This is a genomic window from Streptosporangium roseum DSM 43021 (genome assembly GCF_000024865.1).
GTDB lineage: Bacteria > Actinomycetota > Actinomycetes > Streptosporangiales > Streptosporangiaceae > Streptosporangium > Streptosporangium roseum.
In genome coordinates, this window is sequence record NC_013595.1 from 151218 (window position 1) to 175663 (window position 24446).

Annotated in this window: 20 protein-coding genes, 1 tRNA gene and 1 pseudogene; 9 read left to right on the forward strand and 13 right to left on the reverse strand. The window is 64.3% G+C overall.

Going from position 1 to position 24446, the window contains the following annotated elements; all coding sequences use genetic code 11:
• Positions 1 to 49 precede the first annotated feature (49 nt).
• Positions 50 to 138, forward strand: a tRNA-Ser gene (locus SROS_RS00725).
• Positions 139 to 350: 212 nt separating this feature from the next.
• Here the strand turns inward: SROS_RS00725 and SROS_RS00730 are convergent.
• The 9 genes from SROS_RS00730 to SROS_RS00770 form a co-directional block, all read right to left on the reverse strand.
• On the reverse strand, positions 351 to 1721 hold the full coding sequence (locus SROS_RS00730; protein ID WP_012886948.1) for a tyrosine-type recombinase/integrase: 1371 nt from the start codon (positions 1719 to 1721) through the stop codon (positions 351 to 353).
• On the reverse strand, positions 1718 to 1888 hold the full coding sequence (locus tag SROS_RS00735) for a helix-turn-helix transcriptional regulator (RefSeq protein ID WP_043654382.1): 171 nt from the start codon (positions 1886 to 1888) through the stop codon (positions 1718 to 1720). The genes SROS_RS00730 and SROS_RS00735 overlap by 4 nt, the downstream gene beginning before the upstream one ends.
• Positions 1889 to 1908: 20 nt before the next feature.
• The gene (locus SROS_RS00740; protein WP_012886950.1) at positions 1909 to 3642 is read right to left on the reverse strand and encodes a replication initiator; all 1734 of its coding nucleotides are present in this window, start codon (positions 3640 to 3642) and stop codon (positions 1909 to 1911) included.
• Entirely contained in the window at positions 3639 to 3815 is a 177-nt protein-coding gene (locus SROS_RS50640) for a hypothetical protein (RefSeq protein WP_012886951.1), read from the reverse strand. The genes SROS_RS00740 and SROS_RS50640 overlap by 4 nt, the downstream gene beginning before the upstream one ends.
• The gene (locus tag SROS_RS00745) at positions 3815 to 5260 is read right to left on the reverse strand and encodes an FtsK/SpoIIIE domain-containing protein (RefSeq protein WP_012886952.1); all 1446 of its coding nucleotides are present in this window, start codon (positions 5258 to 5260) and stop codon (positions 3815 to 3817) included. The genes SROS_RS50640 and SROS_RS00745 overlap by 1 nt, the downstream gene beginning before the upstream one ends.
• Before the next feature lie 89 nt (positions 5261 to 5349).
• Complete coding sequence (locus SROS_RS00750; protein WP_012886953.1) at positions 5350 to 5781, reverse strand: hypothetical protein; 432 nt, start codon at positions 5779 to 5781, stop codon at positions 5350 to 5352.
• A 112-nt stretch (positions 5782 to 5893) separates the two neighbouring features.
• Positions 5894 to 6631: a GntR family transcriptional regulator gene (locus SROS_RS00755; RefSeq protein WP_012886954.1), complete on the reverse strand. Its 738-nt coding sequence runs from the start codon at positions 6629 to 6631 to the stop codon at positions 5894 to 5896.
• Positions 6632 to 7081: 450 nt separating this feature from the next.
• The gene (locus SROS_RS00765; RefSeq protein ID WP_012886955.1) at positions 7082 to 7396 is read right to left on the reverse strand and encodes a hypothetical protein; all 315 of its coding nucleotides are present in this window, start codon (positions 7394 to 7396) and stop codon (positions 7082 to 7084) included.
• 292 nt (positions 7397 to 7688) lie between these two features.
• Positions 7689 to 8474, reverse strand: a complete 786-nt coding sequence (locus tag SROS_RS00770) for a GntR family transcriptional regulator (protein WP_012886956.1) — start codon at positions 8472 to 8474, stop codon at positions 7689 to 7691.
• A gap of 72 nt (positions 8475 to 8546) precedes the next feature.
• Between SROS_RS00770 and SROS_RS00775 the strand changes: the two genes are divergently transcribed.
• Complete coding sequence (locus tag SROS_RS00775; protein ID WP_012886957.1) at positions 8547 to 8996, forward strand: NUDIX hydrolase; 450 nt, start codon at positions 8547 to 8549, stop codon at positions 8994 to 8996.
• A gap of 415 nt (positions 8997 to 9411) precedes the next feature.
• On the opposite strand, the gene SROS_RS49020 is transcribed toward SROS_RS00775, so the two are convergent.
• The 3 genes from SROS_RS49020 to SROS_RS00785 all read right to left on the reverse strand — a co-directional run bounded on the left by SROS_RS49020 (position 9412) and on the right by SROS_RS00785 (position 15166).
• On the reverse strand, positions 9412 to 10674 hold the full coding sequence (locus tag SROS_RS49020) for an SEC-C domain-containing protein (RefSeq protein WP_012886958.1): 1263 nt from the start codon (positions 10672 to 10674) through the stop codon (positions 9412 to 9414).
• A gap of 53 nt (positions 10675 to 10727) precedes the next feature.
• Positions 10728 to 13016, reverse strand: a complete 2289-nt coding sequence (locus SROS_RS49025) for a hypothetical protein (protein WP_148268905.1) — start codon at positions 13014 to 13016, stop codon at positions 10728 to 10730.
• Between the two features lie 1826 nt (positions 13017 to 14842).
• A complete protein-coding gene (locus tag SROS_RS00785) occupies positions 14843 to 15166 on the reverse strand; it encodes a hypothetical protein (RefSeq protein ID WP_043651045.1) in 324 nt (107 codons plus the stop codon).
• A gap of 706 nt (positions 15167 to 15872) precedes the next feature.
• Here SROS_RS00785 and SROS_RS00790 point away from each other — a divergent pair.
• The 7 genes from SROS_RS00790 to SROS_RS00815 all read left to right on the forward strand — a co-directional run bounded on the left by SROS_RS00790 (position 15873) and on the right by SROS_RS00815 (position 24175).
• Positions 15873 to 16229, forward strand: a complete 357-nt coding sequence (locus SROS_RS00790) for a hypothetical protein (RefSeq protein ID WP_012886961.1) — start codon at positions 15873 to 15875, stop codon at positions 16227 to 16229.
• A 348-nt stretch (positions 16230 to 16577) separates the two neighbouring features.
• Entirely contained in the window at positions 16578 to 16730 is a 153-nt protein-coding gene (locus SROS_RS54310) for an Imm32 family immunity protein (protein ID WP_012886962.1), read from the forward strand.
• Positions 16731 to 17062: 332 nt separating this feature from the next.
• Positions 17063 to 18025: an ankyrin repeat domain-containing protein gene (locus SROS_RS00795; protein WP_012886963.1), complete on the forward strand. Its 963-nt coding sequence runs from the start codon at positions 17063 to 17065 to the stop codon at positions 18023 to 18025.
• Between the two features lie 366 nt (positions 18026 to 18391).
• A complete protein-coding gene (locus tag SROS_RS00800) occupies positions 18392 to 19816 on the forward strand; it encodes a tyrosine-type recombinase/integrase (protein WP_012886964.1) in 1425 nt (474 codons plus the stop codon).
• Positions 19813 to 21702 (forward strand): hypothetical protein, encoded by a 1890-nt coding sequence (locus tag SROS_RS00805; RefSeq protein ID WP_012886965.1) that lies wholly within the window; start codon positions 19813 to 19815, stop codon positions 21700 to 21702. The genes SROS_RS00800 and SROS_RS00805 overlap by 4 nt, the downstream gene beginning before the upstream one ends.
• The gene (locus SROS_RS00810; RefSeq protein ID WP_012886966.1) at positions 21699 to 23780 is read left to right on the forward strand and encodes a hypothetical protein; all 2082 of its coding nucleotides are present in this window, start codon (positions 21699 to 21701) and stop codon (positions 23778 to 23780) included. Before SROS_RS00805 ends, SROS_RS00810 begins: the two co-directional genes overlap by 4 nt.
• Positions 23777 to 24175, forward strand: a complete 399-nt coding sequence (locus tag SROS_RS00815) for a hypothetical protein (protein ID WP_012886967.1) — start codon at positions 23777 to 23779, stop codon at positions 24173 to 24175. Before SROS_RS00810 ends, SROS_RS00815 begins: the two co-directional genes overlap by 4 nt.
• Here the strand turns inward: SROS_RS00815 and SROS_RS53665 are convergent.
• A pseudogene (locus SROS_RS53665) lies at positions 24137 to 24418 on the reverse strand (hypothetical protein); the annotation flags it as partial. The gene SROS_RS00815 and the pseudogene SROS_RS53665 overlap by 39 nt on opposite strands.
• Positions 24419 to 24446 lie beyond the last annotated feature (28 nt).

Consider the following 24446-nt stretch of genomic DNA (forward strand, 5'->3'; position numbering starts at 1 on the left):
GGTGAGAGGCTAAGGTGCAATCTGACACGTTCTTCGAAGCGTGTCGCCAGGAGAGCTCGCCTAGTGGACGATGGCGGCGGTCTTGAAAACCGCTAGGGGCTTTGCGGCTCCTCGTGGGTTCGAATCCCACGCTCTCCGCTCACCTCGCGAAACGGCGTCTGACCAGGGGTTTCCCCTCGGTGGGACGCCGTTGATCGTTTCCGGCCTGCGCAGCCGTACGCCACCGTGAGCGGCTCTCAGCCGGTGTTCGCGGAATATACGCGGAATGATGTTGGTCGCGTTTCCCCAGGTCGCGCCGGGAAAGCAGAAGAGGCCCCGGTGCTCCCGAGGCCCCTTCACCGTACGTTCGATCATGCGACCAGTGCACCGTCGATCCTGCGGTTGGCGACCTCCGTACCACCGTCGATGCACTTGGCGTAGACCTTGAGCAGTACGTCCACCCCATGGCCTGCCCGCTCGGCCACGTCGGGAGCGGCAACGCCCGCGTTGAGCCAGAGGGAGACAGCCGCGTGCCGCAGGTCGTACGGCCGTGCCGCCAACGGGGATGCCTGTTGTTCGGGAGTAAGGGCGAAGGCCCGCGCCGCCTTCCATGCCTCGCAGTAGGTCCCGATGGAGATCACACCCCCGCGTGAGGTCCGGAACAGCCGCCCGTCCTCGTGGACACCGAACTCGTCGATGTGCTCCCGCAGGATCGCCACCAGCTCCGGCGGGATCGGCACCGGACGGCCCTCGTCCTCGGCACGATGCTTGAGTCCCCGATCGTCGTGGGCTTCCCCGCTGTCGGTCCACTTCTTGTTGGTCTGCGGCTTGGACTTGGCCAGGATCAGCCGGCCCCACCCGGTAACCGGAAGATGGCAGTCCTCTTGGCGGAGCCCGAGCGCCTCAGCCGGGCGGAGACCAGCGAAGTAGAGGCAGGCGAAGAAGCCCCGCAGGTGCCGACCTCGGTTGAGACGGCCCACATAGGTAACTGCGGTGAGCAACTCTCGCGCCTGGGTCGGATTGACCACTACGCGCCGGTCCACAACCTCCCGGACCTTCGGAGGCTTCCATGCCTTCACCTTGTCGATCGGGTTGGAGGGTAACTCCTCCAAGTCCACCGCGTACTGCAGGGCGTTGTAGAAGACCGACCGCTTACGCGCGATCGTGGTCGCCGCCGCGGCCCCGCCGTCGAGCCGGAGTGTCAGCGCGTCGAGGCCGAGCCGCACGTTCCGGACTTTGGCCAGATCGGTCACCCGGAGAGAGTGGCGTTCGAGCCAGACGAGAGCCGAGCGGATCTCCTCCGAGCGAGGAAACCGCCGAGCGGCCGGGGGAAAGGCGAACTGCCGAAGAGCCTCCCGCAGGACCAGGACATCAGGCTTGTCCGGGACGTCCTCATTGACGAGAGCAGGAGTAATGGTCGCCAGAGCATCGGTGAGACTGTCACGAGTCTTGGCCGCCGCGTGAGGCCATTTCATGTCCACATACGCCATGGCGAAGCTGAACCATGTCACAGCACTTTTGACAGCCAGCAGAGACAGGGGGAGCCCGGTCTCCAGGTCGAACGCCTCACCTCGCTTGGCCGCCTGCCGCAGGTCCGACAAGAAGCTCTCGGCGAGCGCCTTCGTTCGCAAGGTCTTGGACTTCTCCCGCCCGCCGACTTTCCAGCGAATGACATAAGACGGTGTCTTACTGGACGCATTCCGGCGGATCTCCCAGAACTTCACGTCATAGGAGGTGTTCACGCCGCCTCCCGGAGGGTCTCAAGCCAGGCGGTGAACTCGCTGCGGTAGATGCGAATCTCGCCGTTCGGGAGCTTGAGGCCCTGGGGCGCGTGGCCGATCTCCCGCCAGCGGTAGAAGGTACGCCGGGACACTCCGCCGAGCTCGTCGAGGATCTCCGGAACGGTCATGAGCTGATCACGGCCCTTGCTCACGCTGCCTCCCGCATCTCGACTGCCGAAAGATCTGTGACGGGTAATCCCTCTGCTCTGGCTTCGAGTTCGCGTAAGCGAGCGCGGGTGCGGTGCCGGTCGGCGACGCCGCGCAGCAGCCGCTTGGCCAGTGGGGTTCGGTTCGGGTCCTTGGTGGAGACCGGTCGCCACACGTAGCGGTGCGGGTCGGTGGTCTCGTCGTGCAGGCCGAGCATGTCGAGCACCCAGGCGCGACGGTCCTGCTTGTGTTCGCGCAGGGTCTTGTTCGACCACTTGCGGGAGACCAGGACACGCCGGCCCGCGTAGCCGAGGTGTTCGGCCTTGTGCGCCTTGCTCTTGCACCGGCCGGGAAGCATTCCCGGCTTGGCGCCCTTGGGTTGGATGCCGTAGCGCAGCCAGTTGGGGCAGGTGGGCGAGCAGGGTTCGTAGCGCAGCGCCTCGACCATCCGGGCGGCGTGGTCGCGGCGGGCGTGATTGCCGACGTCGGTGGGGTCAAGGGGGTCACCGAGGCTCTTGGTGAGGTACTTGGTCAGGTAGCCGATGCGCTTGTGAGCGTCCGGGGAGCCGGCCACGATGCCCTGAACGTCGACCTGGGCACCGAAGCGGAGCACGTGCAGGGGTTCGGCGTCCTCGTCGGCGTCGAGCCGGTCGAGCGCCTCGTCCCAGGTGGGAAGCAGTTCCCCGGTGGCCGGGTCGAGGTAGTCGCCGCTCTGCCCGTCCGGGTAGGCGGCCCCGTCGCCGAGGTCGGCCCGTGCGCTCCAGACCGGCAGGTGATCGCCGTCGAAGCGAACCTCATCCACGGACGGCCACCACACCTGGTGGTAGGTCGCGGCGGCAATCTGCTTGATCTCCGCACGGGGCAGGGTCCCGCGGATCGCCATGTGCAGATGCGGGGCGAGCCGCTTCTGCGGTTCGACGGTGGCGAAGTACTGCACGTCGTAGCCGGCCACCCGGCGGAGGTTCTGCACGAACCGGTCGACCAGCTTGGAGAAGTGCAGCGCGTCCCGGGCCGCGCGGGCGTAGTCGTAGCTGGCCGGGTCGACCGGCACGCCGTGTCCGGAGCGGATCTTGCCGTAGGAGGGCAGGGTGAGGGTGACGAACAGCGACGGCCGGTACACCCTGCCATCGGAGGCGATGAAGGTCCGGCCGAGGGTGGTGTCCTGCTTGGCCCGCTTGGGCAGGTCCGGCGCATCCTGGCGCCGCCTCGTCGAACGGGAACGCTTGGGAGCCGTCCGTCCGCCCAGGACGTTGCCACGCATCCCGGCGGCGTTGATCTCCGCGTCGATGCCCGCGATGGCCTCGTCCCAGTCGGCGACCTCTTCGCCGTCACGTTCGGCCTGATCACGTTTGGCCTGCACGTCGGCCCGGAACTCAATCAGCCACCGCTGATCCTCGGTGGAGGGGTGAGGTTCGGCGACGGGCTCGTGGTCGAGGTGCCAGCCCTCGCGGCATTGGGCCATGCGCAGTTGCTTGTTGCGCTTGGCGCACGGCGGGCATTTGGCCTCATGGGTGGTCCCGCAGGGGATGTCGAATGGTTCCGTTGTGCCGGTGAGGGTGTCCATGCGCCGCATCTCGATGGGGCGGATGCAGACCCCGTTGAGCTTGGCGACCTCTACGGCGACGTCCAGGGCCAGCGGCAGGGTGTCGCGGACCAGGCGGGGCAGCGTGCGGTCGGAGGCGTTGACGGGGTCGGTGGTCGAGGGGATGGGCGGGTGAACGAGGGTGTCGGTCACATGGCCTCCTCTCGGTCGAGCACGTCGGCGCAGAGCCGGTAGGCGTCGCTGTAGGGGTCTTTGCGGAGCCGGAGATTGGCCAGCTCGAAGCACGGTGGGATCTCTGCCTCGTGAAGGTCGAGCAGCCCGTACGCGCCGAGTTCGGCGAGCGTGGCGTGGAAGACGACTCTCATCAGGCCACCTCGCCCGTCTGCGGCAGGGGCACGGTGTCAGCGGCGAAGGCGGCGACCATGGCGCGGATGTCGGCGTCGGAGACGTAGCCGGCACGGGCGCGCATCGGCTCGGGCGAGGTCTCCAGCCGGGCGTAGGCGATGCCCGCGCCGAGCTCCGGGTCAGGGGAGATGAGGTCGGCCAGCGCGCCCCGGTCACGGGCACCGTCGCCGAGGACCATATCCACCTGCTCGGACTCGTCCAGTCGCAGCGCGATCTTGTCGGGGAACAGGTTGCGGATGCTCAGCACGTCCTTGCGCGGGTCCTGCAACGCGGCCAGGACACCGACCCCGACCGCGCGGCCCTGCGTGGTCAGGGTGGCCAGCGCGGCAGAGATGCGGAGCTTGAGGCCCTTGTCGGACTGGTAGGCGGTCAGGAACGCCACCTCGTCGACCACGACCAGGACGAACGGGTCATCGACGGTGGGGATGTGGTTGCGCTGGACTCCGGCGAACCGGCCCGCCCTCTCCTGCATCACCTTCACCGCCGCTTCCAGCAACTCGGCACAGGCGGCCGGGTCGGCGGCGTAGCGGTCGAACAGGTTCCGGCCGAAGGACAGCTCCATGAGTTTCGGATCCAGCGCCCAGATCTGCACCAGGCCCGCCCGCACCGCAGGTAGCAGCCCGCGGATCGTGGACCAGATGATCGAGCCCTTGCCCGCCCCGGTGGCGCCCGCGACGAGAACATGTGTGCCGTGGACCTTGAGCCACCACGGGGTGCCGTCCTCCCGCTTGCCGATCTCGACCGGCCCCACCGAGGCTGCCGCCGGGATGGGCAGGGCGGGTAAGGGGACGGCCAGCGGGTCACGGCGGGGGAAGGCCAGCAGCAGCCGGCCCGGCCGGGAGACCGTCACCCGGCAGGAGGTCGCGCCGAACCCATGGGCCAGGTGTTCGATCCGGTCGGACCAGTCGGTGACCGCTTGGCCGGTGAGCATCCTCACCGTGACCAGGTCGGCCCATGAGGTGCAGGAGACGCCGACCAGGCGGGGCAGGTAGTCCCGGCCGCGTACGTGCCGTCCGAGACCGGAGATGATCATTACGGGTTGCCAGTGCCGCCGGTAGACCCACACCAGCCTCCACCAGGCCAGCAGCCGCCAGCCGGCCAACCGCAGGAACGAAGCCCGATCGACGAAGCGCCACGCGGTGAGGCCAACGAGGACCAGGGCGACCAGGACCACGCCCCACTGCCAGCCGTACAGCCAGCCGAGCGCGCAGGGTACGGCGGTGGCGGTCGAGGCGATCGGGTGACGCCAGACCAGCCGCACCAGAGCGGACAGCACCCGCCACGCGAAGATGACGATGGTGATGAACGCCGGAGTGCGAACGACGGCCGGGCGGAACACCACAGCCGTGTCAGGGGTCGTGGAGACGAGTTGTTGCGCCTCGTCGCCGGGCAGTTTTTTGAACATTAGGCTTGAGCCTTCTTCCTTGATGTGGTTGTCCGGGGAGAGCCGAGGGGCCGCCGGAAGTTGCACCTTCTGGCGGCCCCGCTTACGTGTCAGGCCGCTATGTCCTTGCTGGTTGCAGCGCTCTGCTTGGCCGGAGCCGCAGTGGTGCGGGGAGCGCGCATCGCTCGTGCGCGGATGGACCAGGCCAGGCGGCCGGTGTTCTGGCCGACGTACGGCGTGACGGTCATGGCGTCGAACTCGACTGGCACGAACGGCAGGCCGGGAAGCGGAGCCGGGGGAACCGGCTGCACCGCCGACAGGATCTTGACCGACACGGTCTTCTGGCCGGCCTTGACGGTCGGGTCGGCGTCCATCACGGCGACCTGCCACACGGGTTCGCCGGTGGTCTTGTCCTTGGCGTAGACGGTGCGTCCCTTGGAGGAGGCGTCGAAGTCCTTGACCTGCTCGACCTCGCCGACGATGTAGCAGCCGTGCGGGAAGACCTGGTCGAAGCTGACGGGGATGGGGCCTTGGATAGCCATGTTCTGTTCTCCAGTCGTGCTGTCGCTAACTCGTACTGTCGAGTTACAAGCTACTTCGGAAACGAGTACTCGACAATACGAGTTTCCGAGAGTCGATGTGACTTAGGTCACATCACAAGGTGTAGGCGTCTTCCAACTCATGCAGAGCACCGGGAAGCGCGATGTCGATGACCAGCACAGGACGGCCCGAAGCGTCGTAGACACGCGCCAGAACGCCCAGCACGGCGGCCGACTTGCCCAGCCCCAACACCTTGGCCTCGTGTGGCAAGGGGTGACGGGCGGCCAGGCGCTCCACGACGTGATCCAGCCGTAGCCCTCTGGCCCCTTGAAGGTGCTGGCGAACGCTCACCGTCAGCGGCACCTGGCGGCCGAGGTCGGTTCCTTCGGCCAGTTCGATCGGGCACCAGAAGGTGATCAGCTCGCAGGGCTCATCCGCCTCGCTGAGCAGGACACGGCGCATCATGACCGGCGTCCTCTCAGGCAGGGAGAGCATCGCCGCGACATTGGCCGGCGCGGGGTGCGATCCCACCTCGATGACCGCTCCGCCCTCGGCGGCTTCCACTCGATCGAGTACGGCGCGGCCAGGTCGAGAAGGAGCGTCGTCAGAACCCGGTGGCGGAGTCTTCACATAGGAGCCCTTGCCGTGCTCGCGGTCGATGATCCCGCGAAGCTGCAACACCTGGAGAGCCCGCACCACGGTGGGACGGCTGACGGCGAACTCCCGAACGAGCTGCGTCTCGGATGGCAACTGCGAACCGGGAGGATAGGTGCCGTCCGCGATCTTGCGCCGGATCGCTGTGACGATCTGCGCGTACTTCGGCGGGGCATATTCCTCATCAGATACGGACATGACAACAACCCAACTACTCGACTTATCGTCAGCATAGACACGGATACCTGGCTTGCATAGCTGATCAAACTGCGTGGGTGGAGAGTGTGACGGTGCGGGACTCTGAGACCCCCCTCATCCATTCGGCCTCGTCAGCCGCACCGCCACACTCGTTCTACCGGGCTCGTCCGGACAGTAGCTCTGTCCAGGCCGCCCGAGCTTCAGCGATCGACCATCGGTGGGTCTCGTGGATCTGGTGGCCGGTTTCGAGCTGGAGGGTTCTCCGGATGAACGCCTGTCCCCCGCCCTCACACAGCTCGTACACCGTGGCCCGGCACGCGCAGGTCCATCTTCTCGACCGCACCCGCTCAAGCGCCCGATGCGGTTCCCGCCAGTCCAGCCGCACATGATCGCGCTGGGCCATGGCCACGTGCGGGCTCAGGCACTCGTCGAGCGGGAGCACGGTGCGCTCTAGGCGATCGGCTCAGACGGCGGCGGCGCGTCGCGGAGGTCTCTGTACCGGAACGCGACCCGACGAGCAGCGCGGGCCGGCTCGATCGCCGGATGCCAGGCGTAGGTGAAGCGCTCACGCCGATCGTCCCAGCCGGTGCGCCACCAGAACCGGTCGCCGTCGCACCAGACGACCAGTCCCACCCAGACCGACACCAGCGCCAGGCCGTAACCGCCGTGAACATCAGCGGAGATCTTCCAGCGATCGAGCTCGGCCCGTAACGACTCGGCCGTCTCCAGGGGCGAGATGCCTCCCGCTACGAAGGCCGCATTCATGACGGTCGTCTCTGCGGGGTCTCCTGGGCGCGAGATCCCTGACATGTGGAGCAGTCATCGCGCACACGGAGAGAAGGAGCAGCCTCGCCGGGGCCGGCGATCAGTCCGCGCCGGGGGCTGACGTACTTCCACCCCCGCCCCTCACAGGACACACACAGGTCGGCCATAAGGCTTCGCCCCTTCGAATCCGCCGGTTCCTACAGCACCAGAGACAGCCCCTCCAGACGTCTGCTCGTCTATAGGAGTTTGGGTGCGACTCCTTTATGACTCCTCTAGAGGAGTTCGTCAAGCGTTATCGGGCGGGAAGCTCATACGAGAGCACGTAGGCATCGCTGGACATCACCGTGTCGCACACCTCCACGGCGCGACCATCGGTGGCGTAAGCCGTACGGACCAGGTGAAACACCGGAACACCCGGCGCGAGCTTGAGCGCCCGCACCTCGTCACGGAGCGGCATCCGCGAACGGATCTCCTCCACGAAGTGATCCAGCCGGTAACCCAACTCCTCCAGCCGGGCATAGATCCCGCCCGGGCCGCTGTCCGGCTGCGCGATCTGCGTGTCCCGCGCGATCTCCGCCGGGATGTACGACACGGCCGTCTCCACCGGCTGACCGTTGATCAGATATCGGCGCGACCGGGCGATCACATGATCTTCCGAGGTGATCCCGAGCAACTCGGCCACGTCCGCCGAGGGCCGCTCTTCGGTGATCTTGATGGAGTCGACGGTCGGTTTCCCGCCGGCTCCCTCGGTCTCCGCGATGAACGCGGCCTTGCCCTGCTCGCGATGGCGACGGGCGAACCGGTCGGAGGCCAGCCGGCGGACCGGAGGATGAGAGCGGACGAAGACACCGCGCCCGTGTTCGGCGACGGTCAGGCCCTCGCCCTGGAGGACCTGGAGCGCGTTGCAGATGGTCATCCGCGCGACGCCGTAATGTTGCATGAGCTGAGCTTCTGAGGGCACCTTGTCACCTTCGGCGAGAGTGCCCTGTTCGATCGCATGCCTGATGTGATCGGCGATCTGCCGGAAGACGGCCCGGTCGCTGGTCGGGTCCAGATCCGGCAACGGCAGCTCGGCCACGACCACTCCTCAACTCGTACATACATGTACCGCAGTTCGACAATAGCGATCAGCAGCCCCGGAGGTAATCCGATGGATCACCACAACACGCACTCCGTCAGCGTGGCAGGCGTGATCATCGACGACCAGGGGCGTGCCCTCCTCACCCAGCGCCGAGACAACGGCCACTGGGAAGCACCCGGCGGAGTCCTGGAACGCGACGAGGACATCACCAGCGGCCTGCTCCGAGAAATCCAGGAAGAGACCGGCCTGCACGTCGAGCCCGTCACCTTGACCGGCGTCTACAAGAACATGACCCGCGGCATCGTCGCCCTGGTCTTCCGCTGCAAGGTCATCGGCGGCCGTCTTACCGAAACCGACGAGACCCGCGCCTTCCGCTGGGTCACCGCCGACGAGGTCCAGGAACTCGCATCCGAGGCATTCGCCATCCGCGTCCTCGACGCCATGCACCGCGACCAGGCACCGGCCATCCGCCACCACGACGGCACCCGCCTACTCGGAGCGTCACAGCTCCACGAGTGACATTGCCGAATTGTTCTTATAGGTATCAAGGCGGCGGCGCGGCGCGCCGCCGCACCTCCGGCCCTCCGCCCGCCCGCCGTCCGGGCATGCGGCCTGGGGGCCGGTCCCGAACGGCGGCGGCACCCCGGGCCGGGCGCTGCACTCCCGCCCCGCCGTACCAGCCGAACGCTCCGACCGGAGATGCCGCGCCGCCACACAGATGCAGCCCTTACGATCGCCACGGCATGGCCGGTCGCCGTACGTGCTTGGGGGCGATCGACGATCCAGGGTTCGTTCCTCACCCTGGCTCACTGAACCAGTGTGGTTGAGCACCATAGCCAAGTTCTGCCCGGGGCATTGGCGGTGATGAGATCCATCGCTCGTAAAGCGGAGAAAGACAAGCTCTGCACCACCGGGCTGGCTATTGGATGGTAGTTCATCGGCTACCGTGGCATCGCTTGTACTTCATTCCACTACCACAAGGACATGTTTCATTTCGCCCATATTTAAGGTGGTGCACGTGGCCGAGCCTATAGTTGTGCACGCCATATTTCCATTCGATCATATCTCGAATCTCCTTTGTTAAACCTCCTGCGCCTTCAAGGTAGACATGCGTGTACTCGATCCCATTTTCAGTTTCACGTGTACCTACCCCAAGCGCAACAGCCTTGGCGCTATAAGTCTCTGTCCACTCATGCAAACGAGTGAGAGTTAAAAAGGTGAGCTCCGACGTCCACTGCGCCTGGTCGGAGCATTGCTGCTCTGAACCGTGAAGGTAAACTAGAATTTTGTTGCCAGTGGTCATGCCTCCGCTGGCCAGATTGCCGGTCTCTCTGAATTCGCGGCGTTTCCGCAGGATCCATCGCCCGATGACGACCATTACGCTCGTCGGTACATCGTCGAGAAATGCAAGCATCGTGCGAATGTCTTCAGGGCTGATCCCTGGACCTCGGGGAAGACCGGTCCACACCTTGGTCAGAAGTTCCCGGTAAACGCTCACGCCTAGAGGGTCATCGCGGGCCGCCGTCGAGAACCATGGATGAGATTCCCATTGATTCGGTATATTAGGTTGGCGGACAAAACCAGCGAGCTTAGAAAAGCGCTCCTCCTCCCTTCCAATCACTGTCGGCAGTCGCGATTTGAACACCAAGTCAATATAGCGCAGAATGCCGCTCACTGATCGGGTATGCTCATGCAGTTGCTCCCAGTCCAGTAGAGATATACAGAAAACCCCAGGAGGAACAGACAAGCTGAATATCGGATTTCGCGGATGATCCACGATAACGATAATTGGCCACTGCTCACATGAACGGGAAAGCTTGAGCGCGAAAATCGAGCTATGCACACTAGGAAAATCGAGGGCGCGAACCGGGGTTGCACTCAAAGGCTTACCGCTAGCCAGGTGTAACTGAATCGTGCGCTTGCTCCCATAGCCCTGCTTGATCGCCGCTTCGATATACTTTCTTACGACGCGTTCGGCTTTATCTTTGGAGTCACGCAAACCCGGCGCTGGCTCTCGTGATTTCACCTGCAATATGGCACCACGATCTCCAATGACCAGCAGCCCGTCTCCAACCTCCCGCCAGCCTTTCCCTTTGCGTACAAGAGGCTGTCCATAGACGAAGTCTGCTATGCCCAGGTGAGCAGCGACCTCTTGTGCCCGCTTCTCTGCCTTATCCCCAGCAGTCTCCGCACTCACAGCACCATTCTTTCATCTGACCTAAATCAAACACTCCGTTAGAGGGCGTTACATCAGCCCTTTCCCCTACTTCCTCGCAACTGTTTCTTTGCTCGCCGAGCTGATGGCGGAATGGTCCTTCCGATTCTATCGAGCGGCTGCAACTGCATATCCACTACAAGCTGATCAAGCTCAGCCGATTGCCGAACTGGAGAGTTGTCGTATCTGACCGCAGATATGTCGCCTCTCTCCAACATGAGAAGGCCAAGACATCTATCCGACTGTAGCTGATGCTTCTTCGCCACCATATAGGTGGACATCCATTGAAGACAATCATTTTGGCTCGACCCAATAGGTTGGCTACAAATGAAAAGCGACGGAAAGCCCCAAGCGCCGGCGTAGCCTTGAGCCAATGAGTGTCGCTGGTGATCAATTTGCGTTTGCCGAATTGTCTTTAACATTCCCGTGGACAAATTCTCCTGCGCTTCGGAAGAAAGATTCAACAAATCAGCACCAAAGCGAAGCCAGCCCGGCTTGTGGCCATCAGCCAAAAAATCAACGATTCTTAGAACGTCATCATTTGACCGGAATCTCGGCTTTGTTTGTTCGGTTGTACTTGCACCCTCTTGATAATATATCCAAGCGTCTAGTTCATCGGTGTGTGTGCCAACGCGGGTGGGAATAGCTTGCGCTCGATACCGCGCCCTCGCGGCACCAGTAGGTTTGCCTGCCGTTGGATGCAGTTTATAGACGAGCTCAGGGTCCGGTTCGATATATAGACCGCCGGCCAGAAAAAGCATGAACATATCCAACTCGTCGACGGCGATGTAGTGCTTTGATATATCCGAATCGGATCGCCGCCGCAGATAAAGGAGAAACTCACTTGGGCGGTCTAGTGTTTCTGCTATAACGGCTAGATCATGCAGAGATACTATCCAAGGGAGCTTCTTAGTTTGTAGGATTCCACTACGGACCAACTGATCAAGGGCAACTGCCAGCGGCCCCATATCGTCAAGACAAATTGCGATAGACCGAACCTCGCTTATATGATCAAGCGCAAGCCATTGATCCTTTGAAATCCATATGCCCCCATTGGTTGTTATAAGTTCCTCCAATCGATGTGCCTGCGAGGCCGCTTCACCGACAGTCACCTCTAAATCGGTCGCTAGTCTCTTCACCATGCCAAGCTTTGCACGTTCAGAGACGCTTCGCCCCTTGACCTCTACACATATGGCTACATCTTCAATGAGGAAGAGCGCATCGGCTTCTGCCTCATCAGCCAGCTCGGTAAGCCCTACGGCGGCCGCGCCTAGTGCAGCAGTTTCGACACCTTTCTTAGGCCGGAAGTATTTAAGTTGAGTGTAGGATGCCTCGCAATCCAGAAGGGATTGGAGATAATCTGTGGCGAGCCCCTCACTTACTCGTGTTCTCAGACGGTCATACTTGTTCCATGCGGGGCTAGGTTTAAGCGCATCTTCTGCAACGTGTCGAAAGCAGTCATTTCCGATCGGCGAACTGAGCGTGAGAAAATTATCTGCTCCATCGCAAATGAGAGCAGCGCGAGAGAAGACGTTTTTGCCGTCGAAGAATTCTTGTACGCTGTGAACGGGATCTGCAGATTCAAAACTGACGCTAAACAGTCGCAGAATCGCCCTTACTTGATCAATTCCTACACCGCTCTTTTGTGATACGGCTTCTGGATTTGTTGAGGCGCGATTTCCGGGAAAGAAGAAGATGCTTGTCGCCGCAGCTCGCCCTGTCTCAATCTCTTCGGCGTTCTGCTCATAACCATCTTTGCCGCCATTCCAGTTCATTGCCACTTCGCCAAGTGCGTCCAGATTCGATGTGATTCCGTCCACATATATATCACGAATCGACTCACGAACAGCAATAAATTCCTCGTATGTGAAACCAAGTGCATCCAATATAAGGCTGCCGCAAACAGGCGAACCGAATAGTGCTTCGTTGAAGCGGTCATGAATATGCGCGTATTGCTTATTGCGAATATTCAGCTCACTGCTACGATAATCGGCTGCTAGTGGAGCCAAGGGGCCGTGACTGGACTCCGTCCCCTCCGCAAGAAGAGCGAAAGTGCCAACGTCGAGCATCTCCAAAGTGTGGTGATGCAACTCCTGGATGATACTGTTCGGCGCATCTGCGAGATTTGGGCTGCCACCCTCCCGTCGGCCCCTTGCAAGGAGGATCAGAGCGACGATCTCGATGGCGGCAGCCCTTCCTTCATCGAGACTTTCTCGGTATCCGTCGAGAATTAAAGGCATCTCCCTTTGGCGCATTAAGTCAATAACATCAAAGGCGTCATAAGGGGCCACCAGGTTTGAGATAGTCATCACCTTGTCGCGCAAGATAGAGTCTCTCCGCCTCGCATACTGTAGAAAGTCTTCCCCTGGATTTAGGCGACCGACTATCGTTTGTATTTTCTCGAAGAGGGCATGCGATATTTCCGTGTCGCCGGTAACTATTTGACGGTCAGCGCGACGTCTTCTACCCATCCGGTTCCCCATCTCGGAGTCCACTGCTACGGCTGCATGATCGAAGTGTACGTTCCGCTGCACAATCTGCAGGTGCTGTTTAGTGAGATAGATCCTACTCCCGAGTCCGGCATCTGTGCCTTCCATGCTGCGTGGGGAGCCGTCATAGCCCTTTAGGGCTTAATGTCCAACTTGGCTGCGACATACACAGCAGAAGGTTCCGCAGGGCAAGATCCGGATTATGCGCGGTATAGCTAACGAGGCCGCTCGGCTTCCTCAAGGCATACGACGAGGTCAAGCGCCCAGGTTTTGTCTGGAGAGCCGTTCCACTTCTAATCTGATGGCCGTGGTTCGGCGTAAGGCAGCTCGCGCAGCCTTTGCGGGATATGCGCGGGATGATCTTCTATGAGAAAGGCCAACGAAGATGCTTCTGCGCTGGTCAGAGGCGCTGTCGCGGCTTGGAACGCAGCCCTCTTGAAAACCGCTAGGGGCTTTGCGGCTCCTCGTGGGTTCGAATCCCACGCTCTCCGCCAGGCTCGCGAAACGGCGTCTGACCAGAGGATTCCCCCGGACCGGGCGCCGTTGATCGTTTCCGGGGTGCGCAGCCGTATGCCGCTCTGAGCCGCCGCATGTCGCTGGTCGTGGGATATCTGTGGGATGGAACCGGTCGTGTTTGCCCAGCTCAGCAAGGCAAAAAGAGAGGGCCCCAGGATGACCGAGACCCTCTCACCGTAACCGGTGGACTCACGCCACCAGCGCATCCTCAATCCTCTGATTGGCGATGTCCGCGCCTCCGTCGATGCACTTGGCATAGACCCGGGGCAGTACGTCCACCCCGTACCCTGCCCGCTCGGCCACGCCGGGAGCGGCAACACCGGCGTTGGGCCAGAGCGAGACAGCCGCGTGCCGCAGGTCGTACGGCCGGGCCGCCAAGGTGAGACCTGCTGTTCGGGAGCCGGGGCGAAGGTCCGAGCCGTCTTCCACACCTCGCAGCAGGTCCCGATGGGGATCACGCCACCGCGCGAGTTACGGAACAGCCGGCCGTCCCCGTGAACGCCGAACTGTTCAGGGGGTCGACGAAATGCCTGAGGAGAATTTCCAGAGCGCCGCAGTGGCATCGTCATGGATCTTGCCCCGAGGCCGGCGGGAGCCGTCCGGATCGCTGTGTTCGGGCTCTCGGACACGGCGGATCAGTTCGTCGGGACCGTCCTGGCCGAGGAGGTCGAGCGGTTGCCGCGTTCCTGATCGACTCGGACAGGATCTCGGCCAGGGGGCCGGCGCTTTGGGTGACCGCGGCCAGCAGGGTTGAGCCGAGAGTGCGGGCGTACCAGGCGACGCCATGGGAGCAGCCCGTTTTCGGTCCCGCCGGGGTCCCGGCGCCGTCCAGGAGGACCACCACGTCAGAGGTGGTCCCGATGAAGTCCTCGTCGGGCCGATCGGGGCGGGCGGATCGGGTGGATCGGGTGGATCGGGTGGTGAGACTGAGCCGCACGTCAGCCGTCCTCGTGTCGATCATTCGACGCTGCCGTTCCTGCAGCGTCTTCAGCGGGACGGGTCGGAACTGGACGCGGCCCGGGACCGAGTCGGGTTTGCCCTGGCGGAGGCGATGAGCACGCGGGAACGGCGCTCCAGCGCGGACCCGGTGACCCCCGCTGCTCCGCAGCCGTCGCGCGCCAGTCCGGCTGTGACGTGTCGTCAGGTCAGACGGATCCGCACAGCCTCTTGAGCTCCGCGACGTCTGTATTGATATCCGCGATCACCTGGTTGGGATCGCCGCCGGTCATGCCGGTCAAGCGGAAGTTCAGTTCCCGGAATTCGGCGGCCAGCCGACTGATCTTCGCCCCCACGACTCCTTGCGCGTCGAGGACCGCGCCCATCAGGTCGAGGTATGTCTGGTGAGCCGCAGCTGCCTGGCTGCTGCGAATGGTCCCGCCGTTCCGGCGGTATGCGGTCAGCGCCGCCGCCGCCTCGTCGCAGCCGCCGGGCCGGACCGGAGACAGCAGTGCGGAGGGAACCGGGACCACTTGCGTGGGACTTGGCATCGGTGGCTGGGGCGTGCTGGACTCAGGCGATGGACTCGGGGTCGGCGGTGCGGGCCGGGTGATGACCGGATCTGGTGACGATGACTGCGGGGCTGGGCTGGGGACTAGCGCGTCGGGCTGGGGCTGGGGCTGGGGAGGCGGGACCGGCGGCATCAGGTAGGCGATCAGCGCGACCACGGTGGCAACCGCAGCCGCCAGAGCGCTCACTGCCGTCCAGTTCAGGCGCAAACCTGCTCCTCCGCCCGCCGCCGGCGGCTGCGCTGATCCGTTCTCCGTCATGCCCTCATCGTGGCCGAGCCGCCGAGCTCGGTCCAGAATGCCTCCTGCTGATCTTCTTGAAGAGGACTCGCCTGTAAAGGCGGGGGCGGTGAAGCGGCTTCGGCGGCCGGAAGGGGGCGGTGGGAAAACGGCGACGCCCTGGAGAACCGTCGCCAGTGGACGCCCGTGCCCGTCGCGTGCCCGATGGGGCGGTGATCAAGGGAGAGTGGCGGGGACTCGCGGGCAGGGCCGTACGGCCTCTGACCAGAGGAAGAGCACGTCAGTGGATCATGAGCCGAAATCTGCCGAACTGGTGATGTGCCACTGGAGCCGAGACTGCTCTCATGACCGCCATGCATGCCGGCATGTCCATTTACGGGAATGACCCCACGGCCTTCAAGCGCAGCGAGTGGACTGGCATTCTGTAGGCATGATCGATAAGCAGCCCGCACCCTCCCACCAGCACCAGAAGAAAGCCTCGCGGTTCAGGACGTTCATTGTGTGCTCCGTCACTGCAGGCTCGATACTCGTCGGCGGCCTGTTCTTGCTTAATCGTGACGATTCTCGGCAGACAGAAATGTCCACCGTGCTCAACCAGATCGGTTCGGGCAAGGTCTCGACTGCCAAGCTCGTCGAGGCCGAGCGGAGAATCGAGATCATTACAATCGACAAGAAGCACTTTCACTCTTATTGGAGCGAGGCCGGCGATCAACGCTCGGAGCTTGCCGAAGAGCTCGACAAGGCCGAGCTTCCGGACGGCTACACAGTCGAGGTTCCCAAGCGCTGAGGGTGAGTCATCACAGTAGGTCGCCGGATACCGGCGTTGCACTTCGGGTTGCAATACAAGGTCGTTCAGAGCCGTCCAGGATGGACCGCACATATCCGCTGTCCTGCATTGAACTGTCTGGAACAGCGTAAGGTCGATCTTTTGATCCGCGGGTTTCGGGGATGTGTGACCGGGCGATTGATAATTTTCCCCTGCAGGTCGCTGGTGAAGCCATGGGCCACAATTACATCGTGAGCGAATCGTGAGCGAGTAGCCGACCAAGACCCTGATCATCGGCCTGATGGCGGGCCGGCCCGTCCATGGCCGGCGGACTACTCCGTGCACGTCTCGGCTGCGCATGGGAAGGTCATGATCAGAGCTGACAGAGCCGGACTACGAGCTCTCGCGGTGCACCTCTTGGCCCTGTCAGAGCCGGACGGGCCGACGTACTATCACGCGCACCTCGACCCGGGAGAGATCGACGATGAGTCCATGCCTCTCATCCTCGACCACAGCGACTGAAGGATGGGTGTCTGTGGCTCGCGGGATATGCGCGGAGTGATGTTGGTCGCGTTTCCCCGGGTCGCTCCGGTAAAGCCCTGGTGGAACGCACCGGGTCCGCTCACCGGATACCGGCCGGTGCCGTGACGATGACATCTGTAGCCCTCGGCCGGGCCCTTGCGCCGAGAGCCCGCTGACTTTGCGCCGGCTCCGCCCAGCTCTCGCCGGCCGGTAGGACCACGATCGTCGGAGGGCGCCGTCCTCCGTGGACCGACTGTGGCCGCGGCCCGAATCTGTCGGCCTTGTACGCCATGATCGGCGTTCGTGATCCCGCATATCCCTCAAGGAGAGCCATGATCGTCAACGATGGATCCGGGTGGTCCGGCATCGGTTGGGACGGCTGGACGGACCTCGGCCTGATCCGCGCCCGGCTCGACGCGGGCGCCGACCCGAATTCAGGGGTGTTCTTTCACGCACCGCCGCTTCATGCGGCGGCCGAGCGTGGTTCACCCGAGGTGCTCGCGGAGCTGGTCCGGCGCGTCGACGACGTCGACGCGGAGCACGAAGGCCGTACCGCGCTCTGGGAAGCCGTCTTCAACAACCGCCCCGGCAACGCCCGCGCCCTGGTCGCCGCCGGGGCGGACCCGTGGCGGCCGATGATGAACGGCTGGTCCCCCGGACGGCTCAGCCTGGCCACTGCCACTCCTGGCCTGTTCACTCTTCCCGACGGCGAGGCCGGCCTGTCCACCCCGGAGACCGCCGCCGTGGCGGAGGCCAGGCGTCTGATCGCCGCATTGGGGCGCCTCGACGACGACGGCTACAGCATCGCCTGTACGGCCGACATCACCGCGGCCGAGGCGGTACGGCGCCTGGAGGCCGTACCGGCCGATCACGCCGACGTTGAAGAGATCATGGAGGATCCCTGGTCGGATCTCGACGACAGCCTGGCCGTCGTCGGCGTCACGGACGTGCCCGGTGGATGCGTCGTCGTTCAGCCGTGGGGATACGCCGCCTCCACCCCAGGCGTCATAGAGCGCTTGTCGGTGGGCACCGTCTGCTACGGGCTGTTCGCCAACCCCAAGAGCGGCAACCAGGGGGCCGTCGCCCGCGACGGCGTCATCGAGGAGTGGGACACCCACCCGGGCGGTGGCAGCGTCTATTCCGAAGAATCGGCAGAGGAGATCCTCGCCACCTATCTCTACCACGGCGAGGCCGAGGCCTACTGCTATGCCGGAGCGGGGCTGCGGCCGATCGACAACCGATCGATCACCGACCAGGTCGACGTGTGGCTGAGACTGCCCGAACACCTGCACTGAGGAGAACCGATCTTCCATATGCGGAGGCCGTACGGTCTTCCTCCGGAGAGAGACCGGCTGCGTGGCCCCCGGACAACGAGAGGCCCGGGTCCATGAGATATCGATTGTCCCGGGCTGGGCCTCGCCTGTGCGGACGGCTGCACACCCGCTGCGCCATCACCCGGATGCATCGCGGGTGGCTCGACCCGCGTCACTTCGAAGAGCCCCTATGTCCCGATCGGGAAGGCGATCACTTCAAGAGTGATATCGAGGTAGCGGCCTGGCTTACTTATGCGGGAACGGACGTTGTCCACAGTACTATGATCACTCATGGTGACCACTGGGTGGCGTGTCGTGTTCACGGAGCGGAGGCTGCCCCGGCCACGGATGGACGATCCGCTGCTGGGATCGCTCGGCGACTTGGACGAGTGGCTGGACCGGCGGGATGTGCTGGATGGGCAGCCGTTCCTGCTCAGCCCCCAGGGCGAGTACGACGTGGCGTTGAACCGGTACTTCGAGCAGATCGGGATGGCGACGGCGCCGTGGAACACACAGGCGGCGCACGCCCGGGACCTGCGGAACTTCCTGGATTTTCTGTGGGCGAACCGCGGTGGAAGGCCGTGGCGCGAGGCTACGCCGGAGGATCGGGCTGCCTATGAGCGGTGGCGACGGAAGGATCCTGCAGGGCCGCGGGTAGAGCCCACCACCTGGGATCGTGAGGTCGCAACGGTCAACGCGTTCTTCGCCTGGGTGGTTCGGCAGGGCTACATCGAAGTCAGTCCGATCGTGCAGCGGGAGAGCCGGGATCGTCGCTCCCGCCCAGGACGGAGATCCACGCAGACGACCCCGGCGGAGGCCTCGCATACCGGAGCGCGCCGTCATGTCGAGTGGCTGACGCCGGGCATGTATCGGCGATGGCGGGACATCGGGATCCGCGGCCACACCCCCGACGGGGCCTTGGACCCATCGTTTAGAGGCAGGTTCGCCTCGCGGAACGCCGCGTTCACCGACCTGATGATCCGCACCGGGCTGAGGATCAGCGAGCAGATCGGGTTGTCGCTCTATGAACTGCCCCGCACGCAGGCCGGGATACTGAACAGCCGGACCTGGCTGCCCGCGCCGATCGCGAAATGGGGTTCAGCCCGCTACGTCTACATCCCGACCGGGGTCTTGCGCGATATCTGGGACTACGTGGAGATCGAGCGCGCGGACGCGGTGGAGCGGGCTCGAGATCTGGGCCTCTACGAGCGGATCGTGGAGCCGCTGCTGATCGAGGATCCCTCCCAACCGGTGGTGCGGATCGGTGGCCGCCGCCTGCCACTGACCAAACTCAGGCAAGCCGAACGCGCCCGGGTCCTGGTCCGCACCGATCACGGGTGGGAGCCGGCAGCGTTGTGGTTGAACGAGTCTGGGCTGCCCGGATCGGCCGCAGGTTACCGCGAGCTCTTCAAGGACGCCAACCGACGCTGCCGTCGACACGGCCTGACCGTGTCAACGCACCCGCACGGGCTGCGACACAGCTTCGCGGTGATCGAGCTGGAACACCTCTGGCGGGGCCATCTGGAGCAGCTCCAGGAGACCAACCCACAGGCACGGATGACCTACCAGCGTGTCTATGGCGATCCGCTGCTCTGGGTCAGCTGCAGGCTCGGGCACCGGTCGATCGAGACCTCCGCGATCTATCTGCACACGCTGCAGGAGCTGGAGATGGAAACACGCATGGCGCTGATCCCGGACTGGTGGGAGCGCACGGGCGTCGATCCTGCCCAACTCGACGATCCGCCCACTGACGGTGCTGAGGAGCACGCGTGACCTTCGTCGACCAGAGCCCGCTGCCCAAGACCGGCAGAGGCAGGCCCACAGCACGGCCCGACGGCCTCTACGAACCGGCATGGATCACCGGTTCCGTCCTGGTCCAGGGCGGCGTGCGAGTGCCATTCACCGGGGAGGACGGCCGCGGCCGGACCTATAAGTTTGGCAAGCTGCCGCTGCCAGGGATGCACGAGGACCTGGCAGCGGCGTTCGCGCTGCGGACCGGATCAACCGGTGGACGGCGCACCCTGGCCAGCGCCAACATCGCCTGGCAAGCCGTCAGAACCGTTCTGACCTTCCTGGACGGCTTGCCGTATCCGCCGTGTGATCTTCCCGCGCTGCGGCGCTCCCATCTGGAACGACTACGCAGGCACCTGCGCCTGACCCATCAAGAACGCTCGGCGATCAACACGATGGTCGAGGTACTGCAGATCCTGCAGAAGGCCGATCCAGCTCGCCTTCGTCCCGAGGTGAGGGCGTTCACGCACCAGCGGGGTCATCACCAGCGCGAGCACGGCCAGGACGGCGGCCTGCCTGGCTACTCCGACCGGGAGTTCGGTCAGATCATGCGCGCAGCCCGGAGCAGAGTTGCAGAGATCCGCGATCGGATTCGGGCGGGCGAAAGACTGGTGGCGCTCGCCCAGACCACTCCGGAAGAGTTGACAGCCGAGGAGCGGGACGAAGCCCGCTGGCTGGCCGAGATGGCGCGCACCGGCGAGGTCCCCAGCCGCCGCAGGGACGGCGGCTGGCCCAGGACGAACCTGGTCGATGCCACCGCGAAACTCCAAGCGGCCAAGCGGCTGTTCCTCACCTCGGAGGATCTTCTTCCCCCGCTGGTGCTGATGGTGGCGCTGACCGAACGCAACCCCGAGACCGTCAAGGAGTTGCCAGCCCAGCATCGAGTCCTGGAGGAGCGGGCCGTGGCCGTCGCCACGGTCAAACGCCGCCGCGGGAAGGCCTTGTCCCGGATGACCTTGCACTGGGAGATTGGCACGGACAGCCGCAGACTGCACACCCCCGGCGGCCTCTACCTGCTGATCCATGAGCTGACCGCCCGCAGTCGAGCGCTCAGCGGCACCGCGAGTCTTTGGGCTGTGTGGTCCCACACCGGCGGGCACATCGGAGCGTTCGACAAGAGCCTGGGGCGCGTGATGTTCCTCAGCCGATGGGCCGCCGCTGAGGGGCTCACCGCCGATGCCCCCGAAGGGGCTGGCCCCATCCCCCTGCAGCTTCGGCTGGACCGGCTCAAGACCGCTGCCGAGGTCCGTCGCGCCAAGGCGACCGGCGGGCACATGCCCTCAACCGCCACAACCAACACGATGGACGTGTCCTACCTCCACTACCTGCGCAACGACCCGGTGATCCAGGCATGGGCAGAGGACATCATCGACGCCGCCCTGGCCGACGCGGAGCAATCCTCCCGAACCTTCCACCTGCGAATACTCGGAGTCGACTTTCGCGACCGATTCCTCGCTGACTCCGAGACGGTCGCGCGGGAACTCGGTACTACCGCGGCCAAGGTCGCTGACGCTCTGGCCGGGAATCTGGACACGCTAGTGGCGTCCTGCCTGGACATCTACCACAACCCCGACACCGGCGGTCACTGCGAGGTCTCCTTCCTCACCTGCCTGCGCTGCCCCAACGCGCTTGTCCTGGAGCGGCACCTGCCGATGCTCTATCTCCTGCTCGACCACTTGCAGACCCGGCTCGACCAGATGAGCGTCCAGGAATGGTGCAGGCGCCACGGCGTCATCTGGCTGATCATCACCCGGCTCATCCTCCCGCGTTTCAGCCCCGCCCAGCGCGATGCCGCCCGACAGACCCTCCCCGATCAGACTGCGCTCGACCTGCTGGCTCTGCTAGACGGCCCGAAGGAGGAAGCGTGAACACCGCAGCCGCAGCACGCCTGCACCTCTGGGATGCCAACCCCTACGTGCTCACCAAACGCCAGGTCCGCCGCGGCACCCGGAGGGCGGAGACCTCACGGTTCCACGACGACATCTGGACTCTCACCCCGGCGATACTCCAGCGGCACAAGAACGCGCTGATCCTGAACTTCACCACCGTTCCCGAACGGTTCCGCATCACCGCCAAGGAGCTGTGTTACGCGCTGCTATCCCTTGACTTGCCGCCCGGCGAACGGGTGAGCAACGTCGAGACGATCCGCGGCTATCACGCCGGGGTCAGCCAGTTCCTCACCTGGGTCGACAGCCGCGGCATCCCCACCCTGGCCTCCATCACCGCCGTCGACCTGGACGCCTACAACGACCACATTCTGACTACCGGCCGATCTTCCAGCTGGGCTGCCCAGCTCCGCTACGCGGTCCGGCTGCTCTGGACCTACTCCTCCAAACTCCCAACGGACTCACTCGCCCTCGACCCAGGCATCGTCGACTCCTGGAGACAGGTGGCGACGAGGAACCGACCGCCGGAGAACGCCACACCGCGCATCCCCGAGCAGGTCATCTCGCCCCTGCTCACCTGGGCGTTGATCTGGATCAACGAGCTCGCCGACGACGTCCTGGCGGCGGCGGCCGAATGGCGTCCCCTGCACGCCAACACCCGGCTTAACCGCAGGCGCCGCAACGCCCCCCGCACCACAGGCATCGCCGCGCAGCTCGGGGTTGTGCTCCGCCGCTATCGGATCGAAGGCCGTCCCTTGCCTGGGGGCAAGAAGGGCCAGCCGATGCACAGTCACCTGGCCAGGGAGATCGGATGCACCCCTGGGGCGCTCATCGCGAAGGGCTGTCAGGAACTTCTCACCAAGGCCGCCGCCGAACTCGGAGTCGCCGACACCGCCTACCTACGCACCCCCGCCGCCGCCTTCCTCGACGGAGAGCCATGGATCGAGCAGATCCCCTACGCGGCCATGGAAGAACTCGGCCGGATGCTCCAGACCGCAGCCTGGATCACCATCGCCTATCTCTCCGGCATGCGGGACTCCGAAGTGAAGCACCTCAAGCGCGGTTGCCTGGAGGTCAGCCGGACTGAGGATGGCCACATCTACCGGCGGAAGATCAACAGCTTGGCCTTCAAGGGCGAAGACGACCCGGTCGGAGTTCCCGCGACCTGGATCGTCGGCCAGCCCGTCGAACGCGCCATCCAGCTCCTGGAACAGCTCCAGCCTCGCCACCAAGACCAGCTCTTCGCCATCCTGCCCGGCTCCCGCGGCCACCTGCGCACCAACGCCACCGGCGCCAAGAGCACCCAGCAGACCAACAACGACCTCGCCGCTTTCACCGACTGGATCAACGACTTCTGCCACCAGCGTCAGCGGCGTGACGGGATTCCCCTGGTCAACGGGCAGCGTTGGAACCTTACCACCAGCCAGTTCCGTCGCACCCTCGCCTGGTTCATCGCTCGCCAGCCCGGTGGTGTCATCGCCGGAGCCATGGCTTACCGGCACCATCGCCTCCAGATGTTCGAAGGCTACGCCGGCACCTCCGCCTCGGGATTCCGCGCCGAAGTCGAAGCCGAAGAAGCCATCGCCCGCGGCGAGCACCTCTGTGACCTGGTCGTCAACCACGACTACCACCCTCTTACCGGCCCCGCCGCAGCGGAAGCCGAAACCCGGCTCCTGGACTTTCAACGCCACGTCACCTTCGAAGGAAAGATCATCACCGAGCCGCGGCGGCTCAAACGGGTGATGGACCGGCACGATCCGCACATCTACCCCGGCCAACACGTGACCTGCGTCTACAACGCCGATCGCGCCCTCTGCCGCCGCGACGACCCTGCCGAAGGACCGTCGCTACCCGACTGCCAGCCCCTGGCCTGCCGGAACGTCACTCTCAGCACCGACAACCTCGACGCACTCCGGCACCACCGCGCCCGCCTGGAGCGCGCACTCGGCCGAGGCGGGCTCACCGCCCCATACCTTCGGCATCGGCTCGAACAACAGCACGCCGAAATTGGCGCCTTCCTCGATAAATACACCTCAGCGCCAGCACGGGAGACCACGTGAGACGGCAACTGCCCACCGATGCCCAGGTCGCTGCCGAGATGGACCGAGTTCTCGCCGAGTCCGCGAAGAACGGCCGTCACGCCACCATCGCCGCGGTTGAGCGCGCCCTCGACATCCCCCACGCAACCTTCGACCGCAACTACCGACAACTCATCGACCAGTTCCAGCAGCAAGCCCGCGCACAACACCTCGCCTCCGCGCACACCGAGCCGAACAGGCCCCGCACCGATCCAGAGGAAACCCTTCAGCGGCTCCGCCGTGACAACGAAGACCTCCGCCGCCTCCTGAAGATCTACGCCGAGTCCATCCGCCAGCTCACCCTCAACAGAGACGAACTCCACGCAGCCCTTAATGCCTCAGCCAAGATCACTACTCTGCCGACTCGCAGGGACTAGTAAGTGCCCGTGTACAAACTGATCGTCAGGCGACTCGGGAGAGGCGGATCGCGCGAGCCGTCGTCCCATGAGGATGATCATCGCCCACAGGACCATGGCCTCGTGGTACTCGGATAACCGTTCATAGTCACGTACGCACCGCCTGCGCTGGGAGATCCACGACAGCGTCCTCTCCACCACCCACCTGCGAGGCAGGACCACGAAGCCGCTGACATCGTCGCTGCGTTTGACGATCTCCAGGGTGAGCCGGACGTGTCGACGACTTCTTCGT